At 60.1% G+C, this 18,050-nt stretch carries 19 protein-coding genes and 1 pseudogene; 8 read left to right on the forward strand and 12 right to left on the reverse strand.

The genetic code is table 11. The features are described from left to right. Window positions 1–18: 18 nt before the first annotated feature. The 3 genes and pseudogenes from OGM61_02015 to OGM61_02025 form a co-directional block, all read right to left on the reverse strand. Complete coding sequence (locus tag OGM61_02015; protein ID UYI84867.1) at window positions 19–531, reverse strand: hypothetical protein; 513 nt, start codon at window positions 529–531, stop codon at window positions 19–21. A gap of 198 nt (window positions 532–729) precedes the next feature. After that, window positions 730–1,131: pseudogene (locus tag OGM61_02020) on the reverse strand (DNA-binding protein). Between the two features lie 152 nt (window positions 1,132–1,283). Then, window positions 1,284–1,679, reverse strand: coding sequence for a pyridoxamine 5'-phosphate oxidase family protein (locus tag OGM61_02025; GenBank protein ID UYI84868.1), 396 nt, complete (start codon window positions 1,677–1,679; stop codon window positions 1,284–1,286). A gap of 195 nt (window positions 1,680–1,874) precedes the next feature. Between OGM61_02025 and OGM61_02030 the strand changes: the two genes are divergently transcribed. The 5 genes from OGM61_02030 (at window position 1,875) to OGM61_02050 (ending at window position 6,157) form a co-directional block, all read left to right on the forward strand. Continuing rightward, entirely contained in the window at window positions 1,875–2,594 is a 720-nt protein-coding gene (locus OGM61_02030; protein ID UYI84869.1) for a 5'-methylthioadenosine/adenosylhomocysteine nucleosidase, read from the forward strand. Window positions 2,595–2,961: 367 nt separating this feature from the next. After that, entirely contained in the window at window positions 2,962–3,231 is a 270-nt protein-coding gene (locus OGM61_02035) for a hypothetical protein (protein ID UYI84870.1), read from the forward strand. Between the two features lie 382 nt (window positions 3,232–3,613). Further along, entirely contained in the window at window positions 3,614–3,916 is a 303-nt protein-coding gene (locus tag OGM61_02040; GenBank protein ID UYI84871.1) for a hypothetical protein, read from the forward strand. A gap of 119 nt (window positions 3,917–4,035) precedes the next feature. Continuing rightward, complete coding sequence (locus tag OGM61_02045) at window positions 4,036–4,272, forward strand: hydrogenase maturation nickel metallochaperone HypA (GenBank protein ID UYI85555.1); 237 nt, start codon at window positions 4,036–4,038, stop codon at window positions 4,270–4,272. Between the two features lie 307 nt (window positions 4,273–4,579). Then, complete coding sequence (locus OGM61_02050; protein UYI84872.1) at window positions 4,580–6,157, forward strand: amidohydrolase; 1,578 nt, start codon at window positions 4,580–4,582, stop codon at window positions 6,155–6,157. A 48-nt stretch (window positions 6,158–6,205) separates the two neighbouring features. Here OGM61_02050 and OGM61_02055 read toward each other — a convergent pair whose 3' ends face one another. From OGM61_02055 to OGM61_02095, 9 genes are all read right to left on the reverse strand, one after another. Continuing rightward, the gene (locus OGM61_02055) at window positions 6,206–7,309 is read right to left on the reverse strand and encodes a DUF362 domain-containing protein (GenBank protein UYI84873.1); all 1,104 of its coding nucleotides are present in this window, start codon (window positions 7,307–7,309) and stop codon (window positions 6,206–6,208) included. Window positions 7,310–7,624: 315 nt separating this feature from the next. Beyond that, complete coding sequence (locus tag OGM61_02060) at window positions 7,625–8,614, reverse strand: C-terminal binding protein (protein UYI84874.1); 990 nt, start codon at window positions 8,612–8,614, stop codon at window positions 7,625–7,627. Between the two features lie 25 nt (window positions 8,615–8,639). Then, window positions 8,640–9,866, reverse strand: a complete 1,227-nt coding sequence (locus OGM61_02065; protein ID UYI84875.1) for a CoA transferase — start codon at window positions 9,864–9,866, stop codon at window positions 8,640–8,642. 39 nt (window positions 9,867–9,905) lie between these two features. Next, window positions 9,906–11,348: a sodium:solute symporter family protein gene (locus tag OGM61_02070; protein UYI84876.1), complete on the reverse strand. Its 1,443-nt coding sequence runs from the start codon at window positions 11,346–11,348 to the stop codon at window positions 9,906–9,908. A gap of 96 nt (window positions 11,349–11,444) precedes the next feature. Continuing rightward, window positions 11,445–11,975 carry a 2-oxoacid:acceptor oxidoreductase family protein gene (locus tag OGM61_02075; protein ID UYI84877.1) on the reverse strand — a complete coding sequence of 177 codons (531 nt, stop codon included), beginning with the start codon at window positions 11,973–11,975 and terminating at the stop codon, window positions 11,445–11,447. Then, a complete protein-coding gene (locus tag OGM61_02080; protein UYI84878.1) occupies window positions 11,972–12,709 on the reverse strand; it encodes a thiamine pyrophosphate-dependent enzyme in 738 nt (245 codons plus the stop codon). Before OGM61_02080 ends, OGM61_02075 begins: the two co-directional genes overlap by 4 nt. Next, window positions 12,710–13,762 carry a 3-methyl-2-oxobutanoate dehydrogenase subunit VorB gene (vorB, locus tag OGM61_02085; protein UYI84879.1) on the reverse strand — a complete coding sequence of 351 codons (1,053 nt, stop codon included), beginning with the start codon at window positions 13,760–13,762 and terminating at the stop codon, window positions 12,710–12,712. It lies immediately after the preceding gene. A gap of 11 nt (window positions 13,763–13,773) precedes the next feature. After that, on the reverse strand, window positions 13,774–13,974 hold the full coding sequence (locus OGM61_02090; GenBank protein ID UYI84880.1) for a 4Fe-4S binding protein: 201 nt from the start codon (window positions 13,972–13,974) through the stop codon (window positions 13,774–13,776). A gap of 31 nt (window positions 13,975–14,005) precedes the next feature. After that, window positions 14,006–15,304 (reverse strand): MFS transporter, encoded by a 1,299-nt coding sequence (locus OGM61_02095; protein ID UYI84881.1) that lies wholly within the window; start codon window positions 15,302–15,304, stop codon window positions 14,006–14,008. A 383-nt stretch (window positions 15,305–15,687) separates the two neighbouring features. On the opposite strand from OGM61_02095, the gene OGM61_02100 reads away from it, so the two are divergent. The 3 genes from OGM61_02100 (at window position 15,688) to OGM61_02110 (ending at window position 18,030) form a co-directional block, all read left to right on the forward strand. Continuing rightward, window positions 15,688–16,428, forward strand: a complete 741-nt coding sequence (locus OGM61_02100) for a GntR family transcriptional regulator (protein UYI84882.1) — start codon at window positions 15,688–15,690, stop codon at window positions 16,426–16,428. After that, the gene (locus OGM61_02105) at window positions 16,425–17,675 is read left to right on the forward strand and encodes a lactate racemase domain-containing protein (protein ID UYI84883.1); all 1,251 of its coding nucleotides are present in this window, start codon (window positions 16,425–16,427) and stop codon (window positions 17,673–17,675) included. The genes OGM61_02100 and OGM61_02105 overlap by 4 nt, the downstream gene beginning before the upstream one ends. A 91-nt stretch (window positions 17,676–17,766) precedes the next feature. Further along, window positions 17,767–18,030 carry an iron-only hydrogenase system regulator gene (locus OGM61_02110; protein ID UYI84884.1) on the forward strand — a complete coding sequence of 88 codons (264 nt, stop codon included), beginning with the start codon at window positions 17,767–17,769 and terminating at the stop codon, window positions 18,028–18,030. The last annotated feature ends 20 nt before the right edge of the window (window positions 18,031–18,050 follow it).

Here is an 18,050-nt window from a genome sequence, read left to right on the forward strand (position 1 = left end):
GCTCCCCCTCAAAAATCATCAGGCCTCTTCGCCCGCTTCCAGCAGGTTCTGCTTGAATTCCCTGCGCTTTTTGATCGCCGTCATGCACGCCGGGATGGCCACGGCGGGCAGGTCGAGCAGCAGCGCCCAGTCGATCCAGTCGATGCCCTTGATGAACTGGCCCTCGTGCCACACGCCCCTGGCGAGCTTGAAGTAGTTGTAGTTCCAGGCGCCCCAGATGTCCGTCGTGGGCTTGAACAGGTGCACCTTCAAAAACGCCGCGCTCGTGACGATGCCGTTGGCGGCAACGGTCAGGAACGAGGACGTGCGCTTGTTTTTCAGCAGAAACTCCGCCACGGTAGGCAGAACGTACACGGCCAGGTTGATGATCCAGAGCTGCATCGGGATCTTATAGCGCCAGCGGATGGCCTGACGGATGTGGTCGGCATCGTGCAGCAGGGCTGCGCCGAGGATGACCAGGTTCCACTTTTCCAGTACGGCGGCGGTCTCGTCGTCGAGGCGGGTATCCAGGAATTTTGCTTCGTCTTTCACAGACTGTGTCATGGTATTTCCTCCCCCTGATCGAATCAATATGTACCCAGATTTTTATTTACCATCTGGTCAACAAAAAGTAGCATATTCCGCCCGGAATGTCAAGGCGCTGACAGGGGAAATTGGAAATTTTCTTTGTGCCGCCAAAAACGACAAAGGCTCCGGTTTCCCGGAGCCCTTGCTTTTTTGCCGTTGTCGTCAGCTGTGGCAGCTGTGTTCGCCGCAGCCGTGCTCGCCGCAGGTGTGGCCTGCGCCGTGCGCGTGGTCGTGATGGTCGCAGCGCGCCTCGGGGTCATAGCCGAGCGAGCCGTCGAGCAGCGCCTGCACCGCCGCGTCCGCGCTGCCGCTCACGCCGCCGTAAAACCGGATGCCGGCCTCGGTGAGCGCCGACTGCGCGCCGCCGCCAATGCCGCCGCAGATGACCACATCGGCGTGATTCGCCACGAGAAAGCCCGCCAGCGCGCCGTGGCCGCTGCCGTTCGTGGACACGACGGCCGCCGCCGTGACGGCACCGTCGGCCACGTCGTAGAACTTGAATGCCTCCGAGCGGCCAAAGTGCTGAAAAATGTTTCCGTTTTCATAAGGAACTGCAATGCGCATAAAAATGGCTCCTTTCCGCCGTTTGTTGCCTACAGCATACCGCAGTTTCGCCCCGAATGCAAGTGTGCAGAAACGGGCGCGAAACGCGCACCGCGTCCCGCGTCCCGCCCCGGGCAAAAAGAGAAGAATCAAAAAGCGATGGAAAATTGCCGTTACAAGACCTTTTTGTTCTCCGCGCCCGGCATCGTGACAACGACGGTCTCCGGTGTGATGATGAGCGCGCCCTTCGCCGTAGCCGCACCCTGGAACATCTGCTCGACCATGGCCTTGAACGTGGCCACGACCGGCCCGTCCGCAACGTGCTCGGCCGTGCCGCGGATCTGATAGCCTTCGAGCGTCTTGGCGTCGTAGACGAAGATGGCGATGCGGCCGTCATTCGCGGCGAGGTTGCGCAGCGTCGTGTCCAGGAACACGTCACCGACGACGAGCTTGCCGTCGTCCGTCACGTCCTTGAACGCGACCGGCACCGCATTCGGCACACCGGCGCTGCAGGTGGCCAGGTCCCACATGTTTTCCTTGAGCAGTTTTTTGACGTTTTCGTTGAGCATGATGCATTCCTCCTGCTGTGATTTTTGAAGCTTCCTTCATGATAGCAGGTCACACGGCAGAAACAAGATATCCGCAAATTTATGAGCAACTCATAAATTTCATAGCGGCGGCTTGACACTGGCGGGCAGAAGGATTAAGGTAGACGAAAAAACCGCAGTGCGGCGCGGCCGCGCTGCCGAAAAGGAGCGTTTCTCTTGGCTTATGGCCGGATCGGCGTCATCGGCGCCATGGATTCGGAGCTCGCCGCGCTCATCGCGGCGCTCACGCAGCCCGCGCAGGAGACCGTACAGGGGCTGGTCTTTCGCACGGGCCGCCTGGGCGCGCGGGAGGTCGTGCTCGTCCGGTGCGGCATCGGCAAAGTCAGCGCGGCGCGCTGCACGCAGGTGCTCATCGACCGGTTCGCGCCCGGCGCGGTCATCAACACCGGCATCGCAGGCGGGCTGGCAAGCGGCCTCGCCGTCGGCGACATCGTGGTGGCTGACGGGCTGGTGCAGCACGATTTTGATGCCGCGCCCATCGGCTTCGTGCGCGGCTGCGTGTGCATGGGCGACCCCGGCGCGCCGACGGTGTTCGCGCCCGACGCGGTGCTGTCCGCGCTGCTGGCGCAGACGGCCGGCAACGCGATCGGCGCGCAGCGGGTGCACCGCGGCCTGGTCGCCACGGGCGACCAGTTCATCTCCGGCGCGGCGGCAAAGGCCGCCATCCGCCGCGCGTTCCCGGCCGCCATGGCGGCGGAGATGGAGGGCGGCGCGGTCGCGCAGGCGGCGAGCATGAGCGGCGTGCCGTTTGCCGTGGTGCGTGCGATCTCGGATCTGGCCGACGGCACGGCCGCCGCGTCGTTCGAGCAGTTCGAGCAGCACGCGGCCGATGCGTCGGCCGCGGCCGTTTTGCAGGCGCTCGCGCTGCTGGACTGAAAGCCCGCGAGGCAGCAAAAGGCTCCCCCATCAGAAGGTGCTAATTAGGGATATGCAAAAAACATATTTTTAACTGGCATTCTTCAAGCGGGTTGCAAAAGAATAATGACCATATCGGGCTTCGTGCCTGGTATGGTCGTTTTCTCTATTGTTGAATATCCAATTTATACTCGTTGTTAAGCGACTTCAAGTATAAAAAGTCTCCGTAACGGCGATATACGGCGGCAAGGCGGCAACGAGCGCACATATAAAAACCGCCGACGCGATATTCTCGTCGGTCGGCAAGGCGTACAAGGTGTACCATATAGATGAAGACCTGTTTCCGGCATTCGGAGCTCTCGGCGGGGCATCGGGCGCGTTTGTTTTGATGTACATTGACGCTCTGGCGGAGGCGGGTGTCCGCGCGGAATTTGCAAGACCGATCGCCGAGGAGATCGCCACCGCGACGGTTATGGGCAGCGGCGCGCTTGCTATGAACAGCTCCGAGCACCCAATCGCACTCATGAACGCGGTGTGCTCCCCCGGCGGCACGACCATCGAGGGCGTGTGCAAGCTGCGTGAGCTCGGCTTCGACACCGCCGTGCAGCAGGCGCTCCAGGCGATAATCGACAAGGACTTCTTTTTGGAGACGAACTGACGCGCCTGCCAGTACGGTTGTTGCGGCATCCCGACCGGTGATTGCCGACGAAACAATAAAAAACGGGCGACCATTGGTCGCCCGCATATTCGCGGTTTGTTATTGTCGAGATGACGCAGCTAAACCCACTACCAGTGTTGGTAACGCAATGCCCGCCACGGCGAGTGGCACAATCCCTCCGGCTTACCGCCATGCGGCAACCCACCTCCCTTTACACAAGGGAGCCAATGGGTGCGTCAATGTGCCTCTGAAAAAATAGCTGAACAGTTACTTAATGCCAATGCTAAATAATTGACAAAGCGTATAGTTTCATGATATAAATTATTGATAGACCTAAACTGCAAAATATATTTATAGGGGGGAAATTATACGGGGAAAAACAATGGCGAACAGACGCTATGTACATCCCGGTCAGTCGCAGGTCATCGGCCGTGACAGACGCGATTATAAGGCGATGAACACCGCCACCGCAGGCATTTCCGTTGCGGGCTTCGACACTGCTCCCAGACAGCATGCCGCCGACGGCTCTGCCAAGGAAGCAAAGAAAACCTTCAAGGATTTGCGTGGTACCTTCACCGAGGAGCAGATGAAGATAGAGACCTCCCGCTGCCTCGGCTGCGGCGCAGCCGGCAATGCTCCGGCGGCAGTCGCAAAGCTCGTCACCAAGAAGATCGCAAGAAAGTAAGCAGCCGCTATGCACGAGATCGGAGTTGTCCGCTCAATGGTCAAAACCGTCACCGATTTTGCGAGCGAAACGACATTAAGGAGGTCGCGGAGATCGTCCTCGATATAGGCGAGCTGTCGCTGGTCATCCCCAAGTATGTTGAGGATATATATCCCGTCGTCGTTGGGGATACATGGCTCAAGGACACAAAGCTTGTGATAAATGTCATTCCCGGCATGGCTGAATGCGACGAATGCAACGAGCTGTTCCATGTCATTGAGCACGAGGGCTATTGCCCCAACTGCGGCAGCTTTGAAAAAATCATACTTTCGGGCAAGGATTTTCTCATCCGCGAGATACACATACCCGAAGGCTGAAAACATTTGGGCTCCATGTTTACCATGGAGCCCCTCAGCGTACCAAAAGTCAGAGACTTTTTTATACGTTTCAAAAACGCCACATTTTTTGTAAAAATAAATTTTCACAAAAAATCTCGCTGCGCTCGTCAAAAAGCCTGATAAAACTGATCAATCAGTTTTTCAGTCGTTTTTGATGGCTATGATCCAATTGCGAGCGGGGGCTTACCCCCCTCGCGCTCCCCCGCTGTACACTTGTCTTTACGAAACAGGCTGTAGTGCTCCATGTCTACATGGAGCCCATTTTAGAAGTGAAAGGAATGAGGTTATGGAGCTTTATACGAACGCCAGATTCATCTCCTGCGAAAAGGAAAACCGCATTTACACCGCGATGGCGGTAAAGGGCGGTCACATCGTGTGGCTCGGCGATGAAAGCAGCATCCCTCCGCGCTACGGCAAGGCAAAACGGGTCGATCTCGGCGGCGCGACGGTAACGCCTGCGTTCGGCGACACGCATATGCATTTCGGCTCGCTGTGCGTTTTCGAGAACACATTCTATCTCATGGATGTCAAAAATTTTGCCGAAGCAAAGGCGGCGGTCAGGCGCTATGCCGACAGTCACCGGAAAAACAAGGTGCTCATGGGCTACGGCTGCACCGCGAACACCGTTGCCGAGCATCGGCTGCCCGAAAAGCGCGATCTTGACGACTGGACGGAGCGTCCGCTCATGGTCATGAAGTACGACGGTCATGCTGCCGTGTGCAACAGCGCAATGCTAGCACTGCTGTCGGATAAGGTGAAATCCGATCCCGGCTGCAATACCGAGACCGGATGGCTGTACCAGTCGGCGTTTTATAACGGCGTGAACGAGGCAACGGCGTATATCCCCACGATGGATATTATACGCGGTCTCTCCGGAGGCGCGGAGTACCTTGCGTCGGTCGGCATCGGGCTCGTGCACACCGTTGAGGGCGTGGGCTTTGCAAACGATCTGGATATAGACATGATAAAAATACTCGCGCCCGGCCTGCCGCAGGCGTTCCGCATATTCTTCCAGACCATGGACCTCAAGGCCGTGAAAAAGCACGGCTTCAAGCGCGTCGGCGGCTGCTTCAAGCTTGCCCTCGACGGCTGCTTCGGCTCAGAGGACGCGGCGCTCAAGGAGCCGTACGCGAACAATCCGAACAACTACGGCGTTTTGAATTATCCGCAGGAGCGCGTGAACGAGTTCGCCATCGGCGCAAACCGCGAGGGCTGGCAGATAACCATGCACGCCATAGGCGATGCGGCGGTGGAGCAGTGCATAACGGCATATGAGGCGGCTTATGCCGATAAGCCGTGGGACGATGCGCGCCATGTGATGATCCATGTCTGCCTTGCAAGCGAGGAGCAGCTAAAGCGCGCGGCAAAGATAAAGCTGTGCATAGCCGCGCAGTCGCCGTTTATATATTGGAAGCAGGAGCCGGACGAGTATCTGTGCTCGGTGCTCGGCAGAGAGCGCACTGACAGACTAAACGCGCTGGGAACGATGCACCGCCTCGGGCTTATCGTAGGCGACGGCTCCGACGGACCGTGCACGCGTCCAAAGCCCCTGTACGGTATGGCGTGCTCCGTAAATCATCCCAATCCGGACGAGCGCATATCGCGTCTCGACGCGCTGCGCATGATAACGGCAAATCCCGCGTATATGAGCCATGAGGAGAATAAACGCGGCACGCTTGCACCCGGTATGATTGCCGATTTCGTCGTTCTCGGCGATGATCCGCTCACCGCGGAGGATATAGCGGGCATCGAGGTCAAGGCACTCTATCTGCACGGCAAGAAGCATGTTGCAAAAAAGATAGGCGTCGCCGGACTTCTGGCTCGGGCGATCATAAAACGGATCACCCAAAGAGAATACATATAACAAAAAAGGCTCCCCCATCCGGGGGAGCCTTTTGCATGAAAGCGGATATCACACCGTCACGAGCTCGTAGTGCGTCGTGCCGAGGCCGATGGCCTCGCCGTGCTCGACGGCGGCGCGCCAGTCGGTGTCCGGGTGCGCGGCCGTGAAGTGGTCGTGCGGATGGTCATGCTCACGCGCGATGACGCTGTTCGGGTTGACCGGCTGGGCGTTGATCATATCGGCGCAGGCGGTGTCGAGCGCCACGGGGTCGAAGGACGCGAACATGCCCACATTCGGCACGATCGGCACGTCGCTGAAATTGTGGCAGTCGCAGCAGGGCGACACGTCGAGCGCGAGCGCGATGTGGAACGACGGGCGGCCGTCGACGACCGCCTTGGCATACTCGGCGATCTTGCAGTTGAGCAGCTCGTTTGCGATCGCATAGTCCGCATGGATGGCGTGCATCGGGCAGACGTTGATGCAGCGGCCGCAGCCGGTGCACTTATATTTCAGGATGGTGCACTTGCCGTTTTCGATGTGCGGGCCGTTGTGGGCGCAGTTTTCCACGCACTTGCCGCAGCCGATGCACTTATCCTGATCGACGATGGGCTTGCCGGAGCTGTGCATCTCCTCCTTGCCGGCGCGCGAGCCGCAGCCCATGCCGATGTTCTTGAGCGCGCCGCCGAAGCCGGCGGACACGTGGCCCTTGGCATGCGAGAGAGAGATGAAGATATCGGCATCCATGATGGCGCGGCCGATCTTCGCCGCGCGCAGATATTTGCCGCCGCGGATGGGCACGAGGTCGTAGTCCTCGCCCTTGAGCCCGTCGGCAATGATGCACTGCGCGCCGGTGGTCATGGGCGAGTAGCCGTTGCGCATGGCGCTGTCGAGATGGTCGAGCGCGTTGGCGCGGCCGCCGACATAGAGCGTGTTGCAGTCGGTGAGAAACGGCTTGCCGCCGAGCTCGCGCACATAGTCGCACACGACGCGCGCCCAGTTCGGGCGCAGATAGGCCATGTTGCCCGGCTCGCCGAAGTGGAGCTTGATGGCGACATACTTGTCCTTGAAATCGATCTGCTCAAAGCCGGCCGCCTTCATGAGCCGGTGCAGCTTCTCGAGCGTGCTGATCTCATCCGCGCGCAGATCGGAAAAATATACTTTTGCAGGTTCCATAGGAAACACCTCCGCGATCTAAAAAAACGTTCCCTTTCTCTGGCGGGCCCCCGCCCGTCCTTTTCATTTTACTGTTCCCGTCGGGCAGTGTCAACCGCAAAAAAGCACCGGGCACCTGACACGGCGCCCGGTACATACGGGTTTTCAGGCCCGTGTCCGTGCCGGAGACCGGACGCGGACACGGATATTTGGAATCCACTGGACGGCTGGTAGGAGAGAAGATATATCCGTTGAAATCGCAAAAACAGAACAGAAAGAAGGGTAGAAAAAAGAAAATGGAAATTGGCTGCCCAGCGGAAACAAGCGGGAGAGTGCTCAGGCGTTGACGCCGTTGCGGATGGACTTGACCTTGTCGTACTCGCCGTTGACGTAGTACAGGGCGTTGTCCATGGACAGCTTTGCGACGAGATAGTTGGACGTGTCGGAGTAGTAGCCGCTGTGCGGGGTGAGCAGCACGTCGTCGCGGCCGACGAGCGGGCAGGTGTCCAGATCCGGATCCTCGCTCTCGACCATGTCGAGCGCGGCGCCGCGGATGTAGCCGTTGTCGAGCGCCCAGACGAGATCCTCGTCACAGATCAGCGGGCCGCGGCCTTCGTTGACGATGATGGGGTGCTTTTTGCACTTCATGAACGCTTCCTTGTTGAACATGTGGTAGTTCTCCTCGGTGAGGTTCATGTGCAGGCTCAGCACGTCGGACTCGGCCAGCAGCGTGTCGAAATCGACGAGCTTGACGCCGAGGTTCTCGGCAATGGCAGGCGGCAGGAACGGGTCGTAGGCAATGACCTCCATGTCGAACGCCTGCGCCTTGCGCGCGACGGACTGGCCGATGCGGCCGAGACCGGCGATGCCCATGACCTGACCGGCGATGCGCTTGAGGTGCGGCACGACCTGGTAATCCCAGACGTGATCCTGCTGGACGCTGCGGTCATACTGGCGGATGCCGCGCTGGAGGTTGAGCATGAGGGCCATGGCGCTCTCGGCGGTCTCCTGCGTGCAGTAGTCGAGGATGGAGCAGACGGCGATGCCCTTTTCCTTCGCGTAGTCGAGGTCGGCCTCGTTGTAGCCGGTGGACTGGAAGGAGATGACCTTGCAGTGATCCATGGCGTCGATCTCCTTCTTGCCGAAGTGGACGTAGCCGTCGATGATGATGTCGGCGTCCTTGATCGCGGCGTAGAACGCATCGTTATTCTCAGCGTGCTCGTCGAACACGGCCATGGTCAGCTCCGCGCCTTCCGGCACGCAGGACTTTTCCACGCTGATGTCTCTGTCTTTGGTGTAGGGCACTTCTGCCAGAACGATTTTCATATGCGCTTTCTCCTTTTATATTGTGTTACTGGATCGCGCCGCTGTCTTTCATGGCGGCAATTTCCGAATCGGTATACCCAAGATCGTGGAAAATGCTGTCCGTATCGGCGCCGAGGCGGCCGGCGGACGTGTAGGGGCGCGTGGCGTACTCCGTCAGCTGCATGGGCGGGCACGGCATCATGACCTCGAGATCGTCCTTGAAGGTGACCTTCTGGATATAGCCGTTGGCAATGGCCTGCTCATCGGTGCTCACGTCGCGGATGGTGCGCATGCGCTCGCAGGAGACGTTGTTTTCCGAGAGGAAGGCTTCCCACTCGGCGACCGTCTTGGTCTTGAAAATGGCGTTGAGCCGCGTGACGATCTCGACGACGAAGTCGGTCTCGTGCAGCGCCTCGAGGCTGGCGGCGCGGGGATCGTCGGCGATCTCCGGCATGCCGAACAGGTTTGCAAACTTCGGCAGCTCGCGGCGGTACTCATTGTCGAACACGCCGATCCACTTGCCGTCGCTGCACTCGTAGAAGTGGCAGAACGGGTCGGCCGGGCGCAGGGGGTCGTTCGGGCGCTCGCCGCCGAACTGCGGCTGGTGCGACACGACGCCGATGGCGTTGCACCAGATGCCGCTGGCAAACAGCGACGTGCTCACGAACGTGCCCATACCGGTGCTCTTCTTGCCGATGAGCGCCATGAGGATGCCGGACAGGAACGCCGAGCTCGTGGCCATATCGCCGAAGGCGTAGGTGGGCGTGAACGGGAACGAGCCGGGCACTTGCCAGTCGGCCATCGGGCCGCTGCGCAGCCAGAACGCCGTGCTGTCAAAGCCGGGCTTGGCGGCGTCGGGCCCCTTCGGGCCGAAGCCGGAAAAGTGCGCGTACACGAGGCCGGGGTAGGCCTTGTGCAGCGTCTCGTAATCGAGACCGAGGCGGCCCAGCGACGGCAGACGGACGTTCGTGAGGAACACGTCGGCCGTCTCGAGCAGCTTGAGGAAGGCGGCCTTGCCGTCCGGATTTTTCAGATCGATGCTCGTCAGGCGCTTGCCGCTGTTCTGGATGGTGAACAGCGGGTTTTTATCGTCCTCGCACACGACCATCTCGAACTCACCGGCGCGGCGCATCTCGTCGCCGATCTTGGTTTCCACTTTGATGACTTCTGCGCCGAACGCGCACAGCACGCGCGACGCGGTCGGGGCGGCAACGACCGTCGCCAGCTCCACGACACGAATCCCCTCGAGGGGCATCTTCTTCATTTGCTCCATTGTGACAATACTCCTATCTTGGGATGGGGGCTTTGCGGCTCACTTCGCCGCGTAGAATTTCTCCGCCGTTTCCTGCTCCGCCGGGGTCTGGTGGTGCGTCAGGCAGATAACGACGTACAGGATGGCCGACACGCCGAAGCTGGGCCAGAGCGCGTCGATGGAAAACAGCGGCAGCGAGCTGACCTTGCCACCGATGAACCAAACGACGGCGATGACCGTCGCCGAGAGCATGGACGCGAATGCGCCCGCCGAGCACGACTTCTTCCAGAAGAACGCGCCGAGCGTCGGCAGAAACAGGCCGGCCGAGTTGATGGTGAACGTGATGAGCAGGATGTTCATGATGTCCTGCGTGAACCAGCCGAAGATCGCGCCGAGCACGCCCACGAACAGGGACGCGCCGAAGCCCACACGCAGCAGCGTCTTGTCCGATGCGTTGGGGTTGATGTAGCGCTGGTAGATATCCTTCGTCAGGCTGGCCGAACCGGTCAGGACGGAAATGTCCGCCGTGGACATGATGGCGCTGAGCACGCCGATGAGCACGAGGCCCTTGAGCCCGTGCGGGAAGAGCTCGACCACGAGCGCCGCAATGACGTTGTTGGACGACGACAGGTCGGGCAGGATGAGTTTGCCGGCCATGCCGAGGAACGTGCTGGTGCCGGCGATGATGAGCACGAGCACAGCCGCATAGATCGTGCCGGTGCGGGCGGTCCTGGCGTCCCGGGCCGCGATGCAGCGGGTGTAGCTGTCCATGCTCGTGAAAAACGACATGATGGTCGACAGGCCGAGCGCGAGGATCGTCGGCCAGCCCCACGCGCCGAGGTCGAAGAAGCTCGCCGGCAGGTCGGTGACGAGGTTTGCGCCCATCTTGTGCAGCTGCGAGCCGACCAGCGGCACCGCCAGAACGACAATGCCGAGCAGCAGCAGCGCCATCTGCACGATGTCGGTATACGTCACGGCGAGCAGGCCGCCCGTCGAGACATAGAACACGATGACCACGGCCGCGAGGATGTAGCACACGCCGAGATTCCAGCCCGTGAGCACGTTCAGGATCGACGCGCCGGCAACAAACTGCGCCGCCGTGTAGCCGATCATCGCAAGGATGGTCGTGATGCTGGCCATGGTGCTGTTTTTCTGGTCATAGCGCGCGTGGATCAGCTCGGGGAACGTGACATTCCTCAGCTCGTCACTCACGCGCTTGATGGGCTTGGCCATGACGAGCGCGAAGAGCACGCAGCCGATGGCGATCTCACCCACATACCAGACGCCGGTGATGCCCATGGAATAACTGTTTGAGGATGTACCGATGACGGACGAACCGCCGATCCAGCCGGCCATCCAGAGCGCGCCGATCTTCAGAGCGCCCATCGAGCGGCCGCCCAGATAATAGTCATCCACGCCGGTCTGTTTTTTGTTTGCGATCAGACCGAGCACGATCATGCCGACAAAGTATGCCAGGATGATGATGACGTCTAGGACATTCAAAAAATTTACACCTCCAGAGCGGGATTTTCCCGGGGCGCTGCCGGGCAGCGCCCCGGGTGCTGATTTCATGAGCAAAGCCCCGTGGAGTTCGCCGGTTTAGTGGATCTGCGTGCCGGCGCGGAAGCAGAGGCTGTTTTTCGGGTTGATCTTGCCCTTCTTCTCGAAGAACTCGTTGGTCAGGCGCTCCAGATCGTCCTCGGTGAACAGATCGGAGTTGGCCGCCATGGCGCCCATCATGACGATGTTGGCGCCCTTCGGGTTTTCATGCTCCGCGGCGATCTCGGTCATGGGGACCTTGACGACCTTGATGTCGTCGCGGTATTCGCGCTCGTGCACGAGCGAGCTGTTGACCAGCAGCAGGCCGCCCGGGCGCAGGCTGCTCTCGAACTTGTCGATCGCCGGCGCGTTCATGGCCATGAGGATGTCGATCTTCTTGGCGCAGGGGCTGGCGATCTCCTTGTCGGAGAACTTTATGGTGCAGTTGGCCGTGCCGCCGCGCATCTCGGAGCCGTAGGACGGATACCACAGCACGTTCATGCCGAGCTTCATGCCGGCCTCTGCCAGGATCAGACCGGTGGTCAGGACACCCTGGCCGCCGAATCCGGCGCAAATCATTTCTACCATCATGCCTGATTACCACCCTTCTTGTCAATGTATTCGCCGATCGGGAAATACTTGGTCATTTCCGTGTGCACATGCTCGCGGGCCTTCACCGGCGGCATGTTCAGGTTGGTCGGGCAGGGGCTGAGCAGCTCGACGAGGCTGAAGCCGTCGCCGTTGAGCTGGTGCTCGAACGCCTTGCGGATGAGCTTCTTGCAGTTGTTCATGCCGGCAGGTCCGACCAGTTCACCGCGTGCCAGATAGGCAATGTCCATCTTGCCGAGCACGTCGACGACGTTGAGCGTGCCGTACTTGGCCGGATCCTTGCCCTTCGGGGAGGTCGCGGTCTTCTGGTGCGGCAGGGTAGTCGGGGCCATCTGGCCGCCGGTCATGCCGAAGACGCTGTTGTTGACGACGAACACGCAGATGTTGTCGTTGCGCAGCGCGGCGTGAATGGTCTCCGCCATGCCGATGGAGTAGGCAGCGCCGTCGCCCAGGTAAGCAAAGACCGGGTTCTCGGGGCGGATGTGCTTGACGCCGACGGCCGTCGGGATGTCGCGGCCGTGCGCCGCCATGATGGTATCGTAGCGCCAGTAGTCAATGTTGAACGAGCAGCAGGCAACGTCCACGACTGCCAGCATTTTTTCCTGAATGCCGAGTTCCTCGGAGACCTCGCCGATCAGTCGGGTGGCCAGGCCGTGGCCGCAGCCGGGGCAGAAGCCGGCGGAGGAAAAGACAGTTTCGGGTGCTTTGAGTTTCATTTATTTCCCCTCCTTTTCCAGCATGGCCTTGGCCTGCGCGACGATCTCTTCCGGTTCCGGCAGACCAAAGAACGTGCCATAGAAGCCGACCGGATACTTGTTTTCCACAGCCAGCTTCACATCGTCGACCATCTGGCCGAGGATGTTGATCTCGACCGTCATGAACGCCTTGGCGTTCTTGCAGGTCTCAAACGCCTTGACCGGGTACGGCCAGAGCGTGATCGGGCGGATCAGGCCGAGTTTGAAGCCCTCGGCGCGGGCCATGTTCACCGCTTCCTTCGAGATGCGGGAGCTGATGCCGTAAGCCACGAGCACCACGTCGGCGTCCTCCGCCTGGTAGGACTCCCAGCGCTGCTCGTTGTCCTCGATCGCCTGATACTTGCTGCGCAGGAACTCGGGGTACTGCGGGTTGGTGTAGTAGACGTTCTGGACCTTGCGGGGCGCCTGGCCGGCCTTGCAGCCGCGGATCGCCCAGTCATACTGGTCAATGTCGTGCTCGACGAAATCCTTGAGCTCAACGCCTTCGACCATCTGGCCGATGGCGGCGTCGGACGCGACCAACACGGGGTGGCGGTACTTCTCCGCCAGATCAAAGGCAGTGGTCATCATGTCGCAGTTTTCCTGCACGGAGGCCGGAGCCAGCACGATGGTGCGGTAGTCGCCGTGGCCGCCGCCGCGGGTCATCTGCCAGTAGTCGCCCTGGCCCTGCGCGATGTCGCCGAGGCCGGTGCCGATACGCATGACGTTGATGATGACAGCCGGAAGATCCGCCGCGACGAGATAGGAGATGCCCTCCTGATTCAGGGAGAAGCCGGGGCCGGCGGAGCTGGTCAGCGCACGCGCGCCGGCCGCTGCCGCGCCGAGGAGCATGTTGATGCCCGCGAGTTCGGATTCGGTCTGCACGAACGTGCCGCCCACTTCGTCCATACGCTTGGCCAGGTACTCCAGGATCTCGGTCTGCGGGGTGATGGGATAACCGCTGTAAAAACGGCAGCCGGCGAGCAGCGCCGCTTCTGCCAGGGCCTCATTGCCCTTCATAAGTTGTTTGCTCATGTTCTTACCTCTTATTCCAGGATTTCAAAAACACTGTCGGGGCACACGCGGTAGCACGTGCCGCAGGCGACGCACAGCGCGTCGTCGACCTGAACGGTGTCATAGCCCTTGTCGTTGATGTTGCCGGAGAACGACAGCGCCTTGCGCGGGCAGTCGTTCACGCAGTAACCACAGCCTTTGCAGCGGGCCGTGTTGATCTTGATTTTGCTCATGGATAAGCCTCCTTGTTATTTGCGGGGAATGTTACGCTGCGTTGGCAGCGGCCGCATTCCGCTTTGCAACCTTTTTCGCCTGCGCGATGGCCCAGACGGCCGCGATCACGCCCAGCACCGCCGTGCCGACGCCGTAGAAGAGGATCTTCGTGTAGCCCGCGTCGCCGTAGGCGTCGATCCAGTTGCCGAACATCGTGTGCACGAACATATCCGGAATGTAGCCGACAAACGTCGCGATGGCAACGGCCGTCGCGGAGATGTGCGTCGGAATGCCCATTTCCGGCTGGATGGAGAAATATGTGCCCTTGCACAGGAACATGGCGATGCCGACCAGCAGCAGCAAAACCACGAGCAGACCGCCGCTCGTGCCGCCGGGCAGAACCAGGAAGATGCCGATCGTCACCAGGCAGGCAAGCTGGCCGAGCAGCTGCTCCTTGGCGACAGACTTGAACGCCTTATCGGCCAGATAGCCGCCGAGTGGGCCGCCGATCAGGCGGCAGCCGTAAGTGCGGAACGTGCCGATGGTGGCCGCCAGCGTTGCGGACATGCCGAGCACGCCCGTGCTGTACGGCGTCAGGTAGCTGGCCACGGCGGAGATGGTCACATAGCACCAGACCAGGATGGCCATGATCCACACGCCGGGGATCTTAAAGGCGGACACATAGTCCTTGAAGGTGATCTTTTTCTGATTTTCTTTTTCTTCTTCGCTCACGCCGTAAGCCGCGTCTTTCGGCATCAGGATCGCAACCAGGATGCCGGACACGATGGACAGACCGCCCATGAATGCCAGCGCGCTCTTGAAGCCGGTGATGAGGTCGCTGCCGCCGACGACGGCCATGACGCCGATCATGATGAAGCTCAGCAGCAGGGAAGCCAGACCGTTGAGGGCCTCGAAGATGCCGTACATACGGCCCTGCTCTTCGTCGGTGCCCGTCATGCGGATGCCCTTCATGATGGCCGGCCAGAAAGCGAAGCCGCCGGTCAGGCCCATGAGCAGCCAGATGATGACGGCCATGGTGTAGCTCTTATACGTGAACATGAACAGGAAGCTCAGCGCTGCCTGACCAAAGATGGAGATCAGCAGAACCGGCTTCGGGTTGAACTTGTCTCCGATCCAGCCGCCGGGCAGGTAGGAGACGGTGCAGCAGATGCAGTAAGCGGTCATCAGAGAGCCGAGCTGGGCATTCGTGCAGCCCATGGCGGCAATCATCTGATCGTAGAAGCTGGACTTCATGTACGGCATGACGTACATAAAGCCGTAAGCGATCCCGAGTGCGAACAGCAGCAGGAAACGCTTGACATTTTTCGATGCGTTGCTCGTGTTTGACATGTTTCTTCTTCTCCTCTAAGTTACATTTTCATTCCAAATTCTCTGCTTTTGCGATACAGGGGGAATGCTCTCCATTTCTCTCGATGGCTCACCTCACTCGGTCCGTATTGGTTTTTCCAACTCCGTGTCCCATTTCTCATCATTTGTCTGACAAATCATTGACTTAAAAAAAAGAATGTGCTAATGTAGACACAGATGGAAAACCTCCCGATAATTGTCAGACAACTTTCCGGCGAATAAGGAAAGGACCTGATGTAGGCCCTCAAATTTGTCTGACACATTTGATTATTTCAATCATACCATCGCTTTTTTTCTTTGTAAATAATCATAATGTTCAAAAAATCGACGCAATTTTTGTGAATATCGCTTAGCGAGGTGACAGCATGAAACCGAAGTCCAGCACAAACTATAAAAAAATCGTGGACGCCGTCCTCGACCAGATCAACCACGGCCAGCTCCAGAAAGGCGACAAATTGCCGACGGAGCTGTCCCTGGCGACGAAGTTTGACGTCAGCCGCACGTGCGTGCGCGAGGCGATCAAGAGTCTGGAGGCCATGGGCATCGTACAGAGCATCCAGGGCAGCGGCTCGTACATCACGAACACGCCGGAGCTGTCGATCAACCGGCCGATCTGCGCGCTGTTCGCGCTGAGCAACAGCACGCTGGAAAATGTGCTGGATCTGCGCATCGTGCTCGAGACGGACGTGTGCCGGGACATCATCCGCAGCGCGACCGACGACGAGATCGAGCGCCTGTGCGCTCTGGCCGATTACGACTATATCGGCACGCCGATCGACCGGCAGTCCGTGCTGGACTCGCAGTTTCACAATTCGCTCATGCGCATGTCGCACAACGCCCTCATCAAATACATCTACACCACGCTGTCCTCGCTCATGGACATCTACCGCGCGCGTGTGCTCGAGGAGACCTGGCGGCTGGACGAAAACGCGCTGACGCGCGCCGGACACCAGGCCATCTGTCAGGCCCTGCGTGACCGCGACGAAGCCGCCGTGGCCGCCGCCATCTACGACCACCTGACGCTGACCGGCCCGTACCGCGAGTGCCTGATCGAGCAGGATGCGGAAGATGAGAAAGCGCGTCGATCCCAGGAGGATTCTCTATGAAAACATTTGACCTGCCTTCCAACAGCAACTACGGCGACCAGCCGATCCCGATCGCGTTCCCCGACAACTGGGACGTGCATATCTCCAAGATCCACGGCTATGACACCCCGGCCCTGACCGAGGCGCAGATTGTGGAGAAGATCCACGCCGCCATCGGCGCCAAGCCCATCTCCGAGGGCGCCGCCGGCAAGAAGAGTGCCGTCATCATCATCGACGACATCACCCGTCCGACGCCGTGCGAGCCGATCGCCAAGGCCGTCATCGCGGAGCTGCGCGCCGCCGGCGTGCCGAAGGAGAACATCTGGTTCATCATCGCGCTCGGCACCCACGGTGTCATGTACCGCACGGAGTTCGTGCGCAAGCTCGGCGAGGAGATCGTCGAAAACTACGAGGTGCACAACCACAACCTGTTCTTTAACCACGTGTTCGTCGGCAACACGACCAACAACGTGCCCGTCGAGATCAATGCCGACGTCATGTCCGCCGACTACAAGATCGCCATCGGCACGACCATGGCCCACAGCTACTACGGCTTCAGCGGCGGCGCCAAGTGCATCCTGCCGGGCGTGAGCTCGCTGCGCACGATCATACGCAACCACAGCTTCACGACGACGACGGAGTTCAACATGGGCAACCCCCACACGCTCATGCGCAGCGACGCCGAGCAGGCCGCGCGCATGATGGGGCTCGACTTCAAGATCGACGCCATCCTCAACGGCCACGCGCAGATCTGCAACCTGTTCGCCGGCGACTTTGAGGCCGAGATCCAGCACGCGGCCGCCTACGCCGCCGAGCACTACGCGGCAAAGTTCGTGCCCGACTGCGATGTGGTCATCGCCAACAACTACTTCAAGCCCGCCGAGGCCAACTGCGCCTACACGCCCGAGGTCATTGCCTCGCTCAAGGACGGCGGCTCGTTCGTGCTCGCGGCCAACTCCCCGTTCGGCCCGTGTGTGCACTTTTTGTACGACAAGTGGGGCCACTCCGCCCCCGGCGGCATGATGTGGTCCGGCTGCTACACGAAGGGCAAAAACATGGCCCACGCTGTCGTATTTGCCGAGCACACCGTCAAGGGCATGCGCGATCCGTGGTACATCGACGAGCACTCCGGCGCTGAATACGTCAAGACGTGGTCGGACGCCCTGCGCATCCTCGACGACGGCACGCCGAAAAAGGTCGTGCTCTACCCGAACGCCGAGTGCCAGGTGCTCGATAACTCCAAGCAGTTTTACAAGCAGGGCAAATAAGCAGGATTTTCCGTGTGAAACGGGCGGGAACGCATTGCGTTCCCGCCCATTTTCGCGTACAATAGACAAAACGAAAGCGAGGTGAGCGCGCATGGAAACGCGCGTGGCGCTGATCGGCATCATCGTGGAAAACAGCGAGAGCACAGCGCAGCTCAACGCCCTGCTGCACGACGCGGGGCAGTACATCATCGGCCGCATGGGCCTGCCCTACCGCGCTAAGGGCGTCAGCATCATCAGCGTCGTGCTCGACGCGCCGCAGGACGTGATCTCCGCGCTCGCGGGGCGCATCGGCCGCCTGCCGGGCGTGAGCGCCAAGACCGCCTATTCCAAACCGTTCCCGCCCGCCGGGGACTGACCGCACCGATCGGAGGGACC

The organism is Clostridiales bacterium, from assembly GCA_025757645.1.
In the GTDB taxonomy this organism is placed as follows: domain Bacteria; phylum Bacillota; class Clostridia; order Oscillospirales; family Oscillospiraceae; genus CAG-103.

Coding starts and splice junctions, on each gene's coding strand:
- OGM61_02105 (UYI84883.1), top strand. CDS start 16,425: ATGAAAACATTTGACCTGCCTTCCAACAGCAACTACGGCGACCAGCCG.
- OGM61_02100 (UYI84882.1), top strand. CDS start 15,688: ATGAAACCGAAGTCCAGCACAAACTATAAAAAAATCGTGGACGCCGTC.
- OGM61_02065 (UYI84875.1), bottom strand. CDS start 9,866: ATGGAGCAAATGAAGAAGATGCCCCTCGAGGGGATTCGTGTCGTGGAG.
- OGM61_02110 (UYI84884.1), top strand. CDS start 17,767: ATGGAAACGCGCGTGGCGCTGATCGGCATCATCGTGGAAAACAGCGAG.
- OGM61_02090 (UYI84880.1), bottom strand. CDS start 13,974: ATGAGCAAAATCAAGATCAACACGGCCCGCTGCAAAGGCTGTGGTTAC.
- OGM61_02040 (UYI84871.1), top strand. CDS start 3,614: ATGGCGAACAGACGCTATGTACATCCCGGTCAGTCGCAGGTCATCGGC.
- OGM61_02050 (UYI84872.1), top strand. CDS start 4,580: ATGGAGCTTTATACGAACGCCAGATTCATCTCCTGCGAAAAGGAAAAC.
- OGM61_02035 (UYI84870.1), top strand. CDS start 2,962: ATGTACATTGACGCTCTGGCGGAGGCGGGTGTCCGCGCGGAATTTGCA.
- OGM61_02075 (UYI84877.1), bottom strand. CDS start 11,975: ATGATGGTAGAAATGATTTGCGCCGGATTCGGCGGCCAGGGTGTCCTG.
- OGM61_02025 (UYI84868.1), bottom strand. CDS start 1,679: ATGCTCAACGAAAACGTCAAAAAACTGCTCAAGGAAAACATGTGGGAC.
- OGM61_02055 (UYI84873.1), bottom strand. CDS start 7,309: ATGGAACCTGCAAAAGTATATTTTTCCGATCTGCGCGCGGATGAGATC.
- OGM61_02095 (UYI84881.1), bottom strand. CDS start 15,304: ATGTCAAACACGAGCAACGCATCGAAAAATGTCAAGCGTTTCCTGCTG.
- OGM61_02060 (UYI84874.1), bottom strand. CDS start 8,614: ATGAAAATCGTTCTGGCAGAAGTGCCCTACACCAAAGACAGAGACATC.
- OGM61_02080 (UYI84878.1), bottom strand. CDS start 12,709: ATGAAACTCAAAGCACCCGAAACTGTCTTTTCCTCCGCCGGCTTCTGC.
- vorB (UYI84879.1), bottom strand. CDS start 13,762: ATGAGCAAACAACTTATGAAGGGCAATGAGGCCCTGGCAGAAGCGGCG.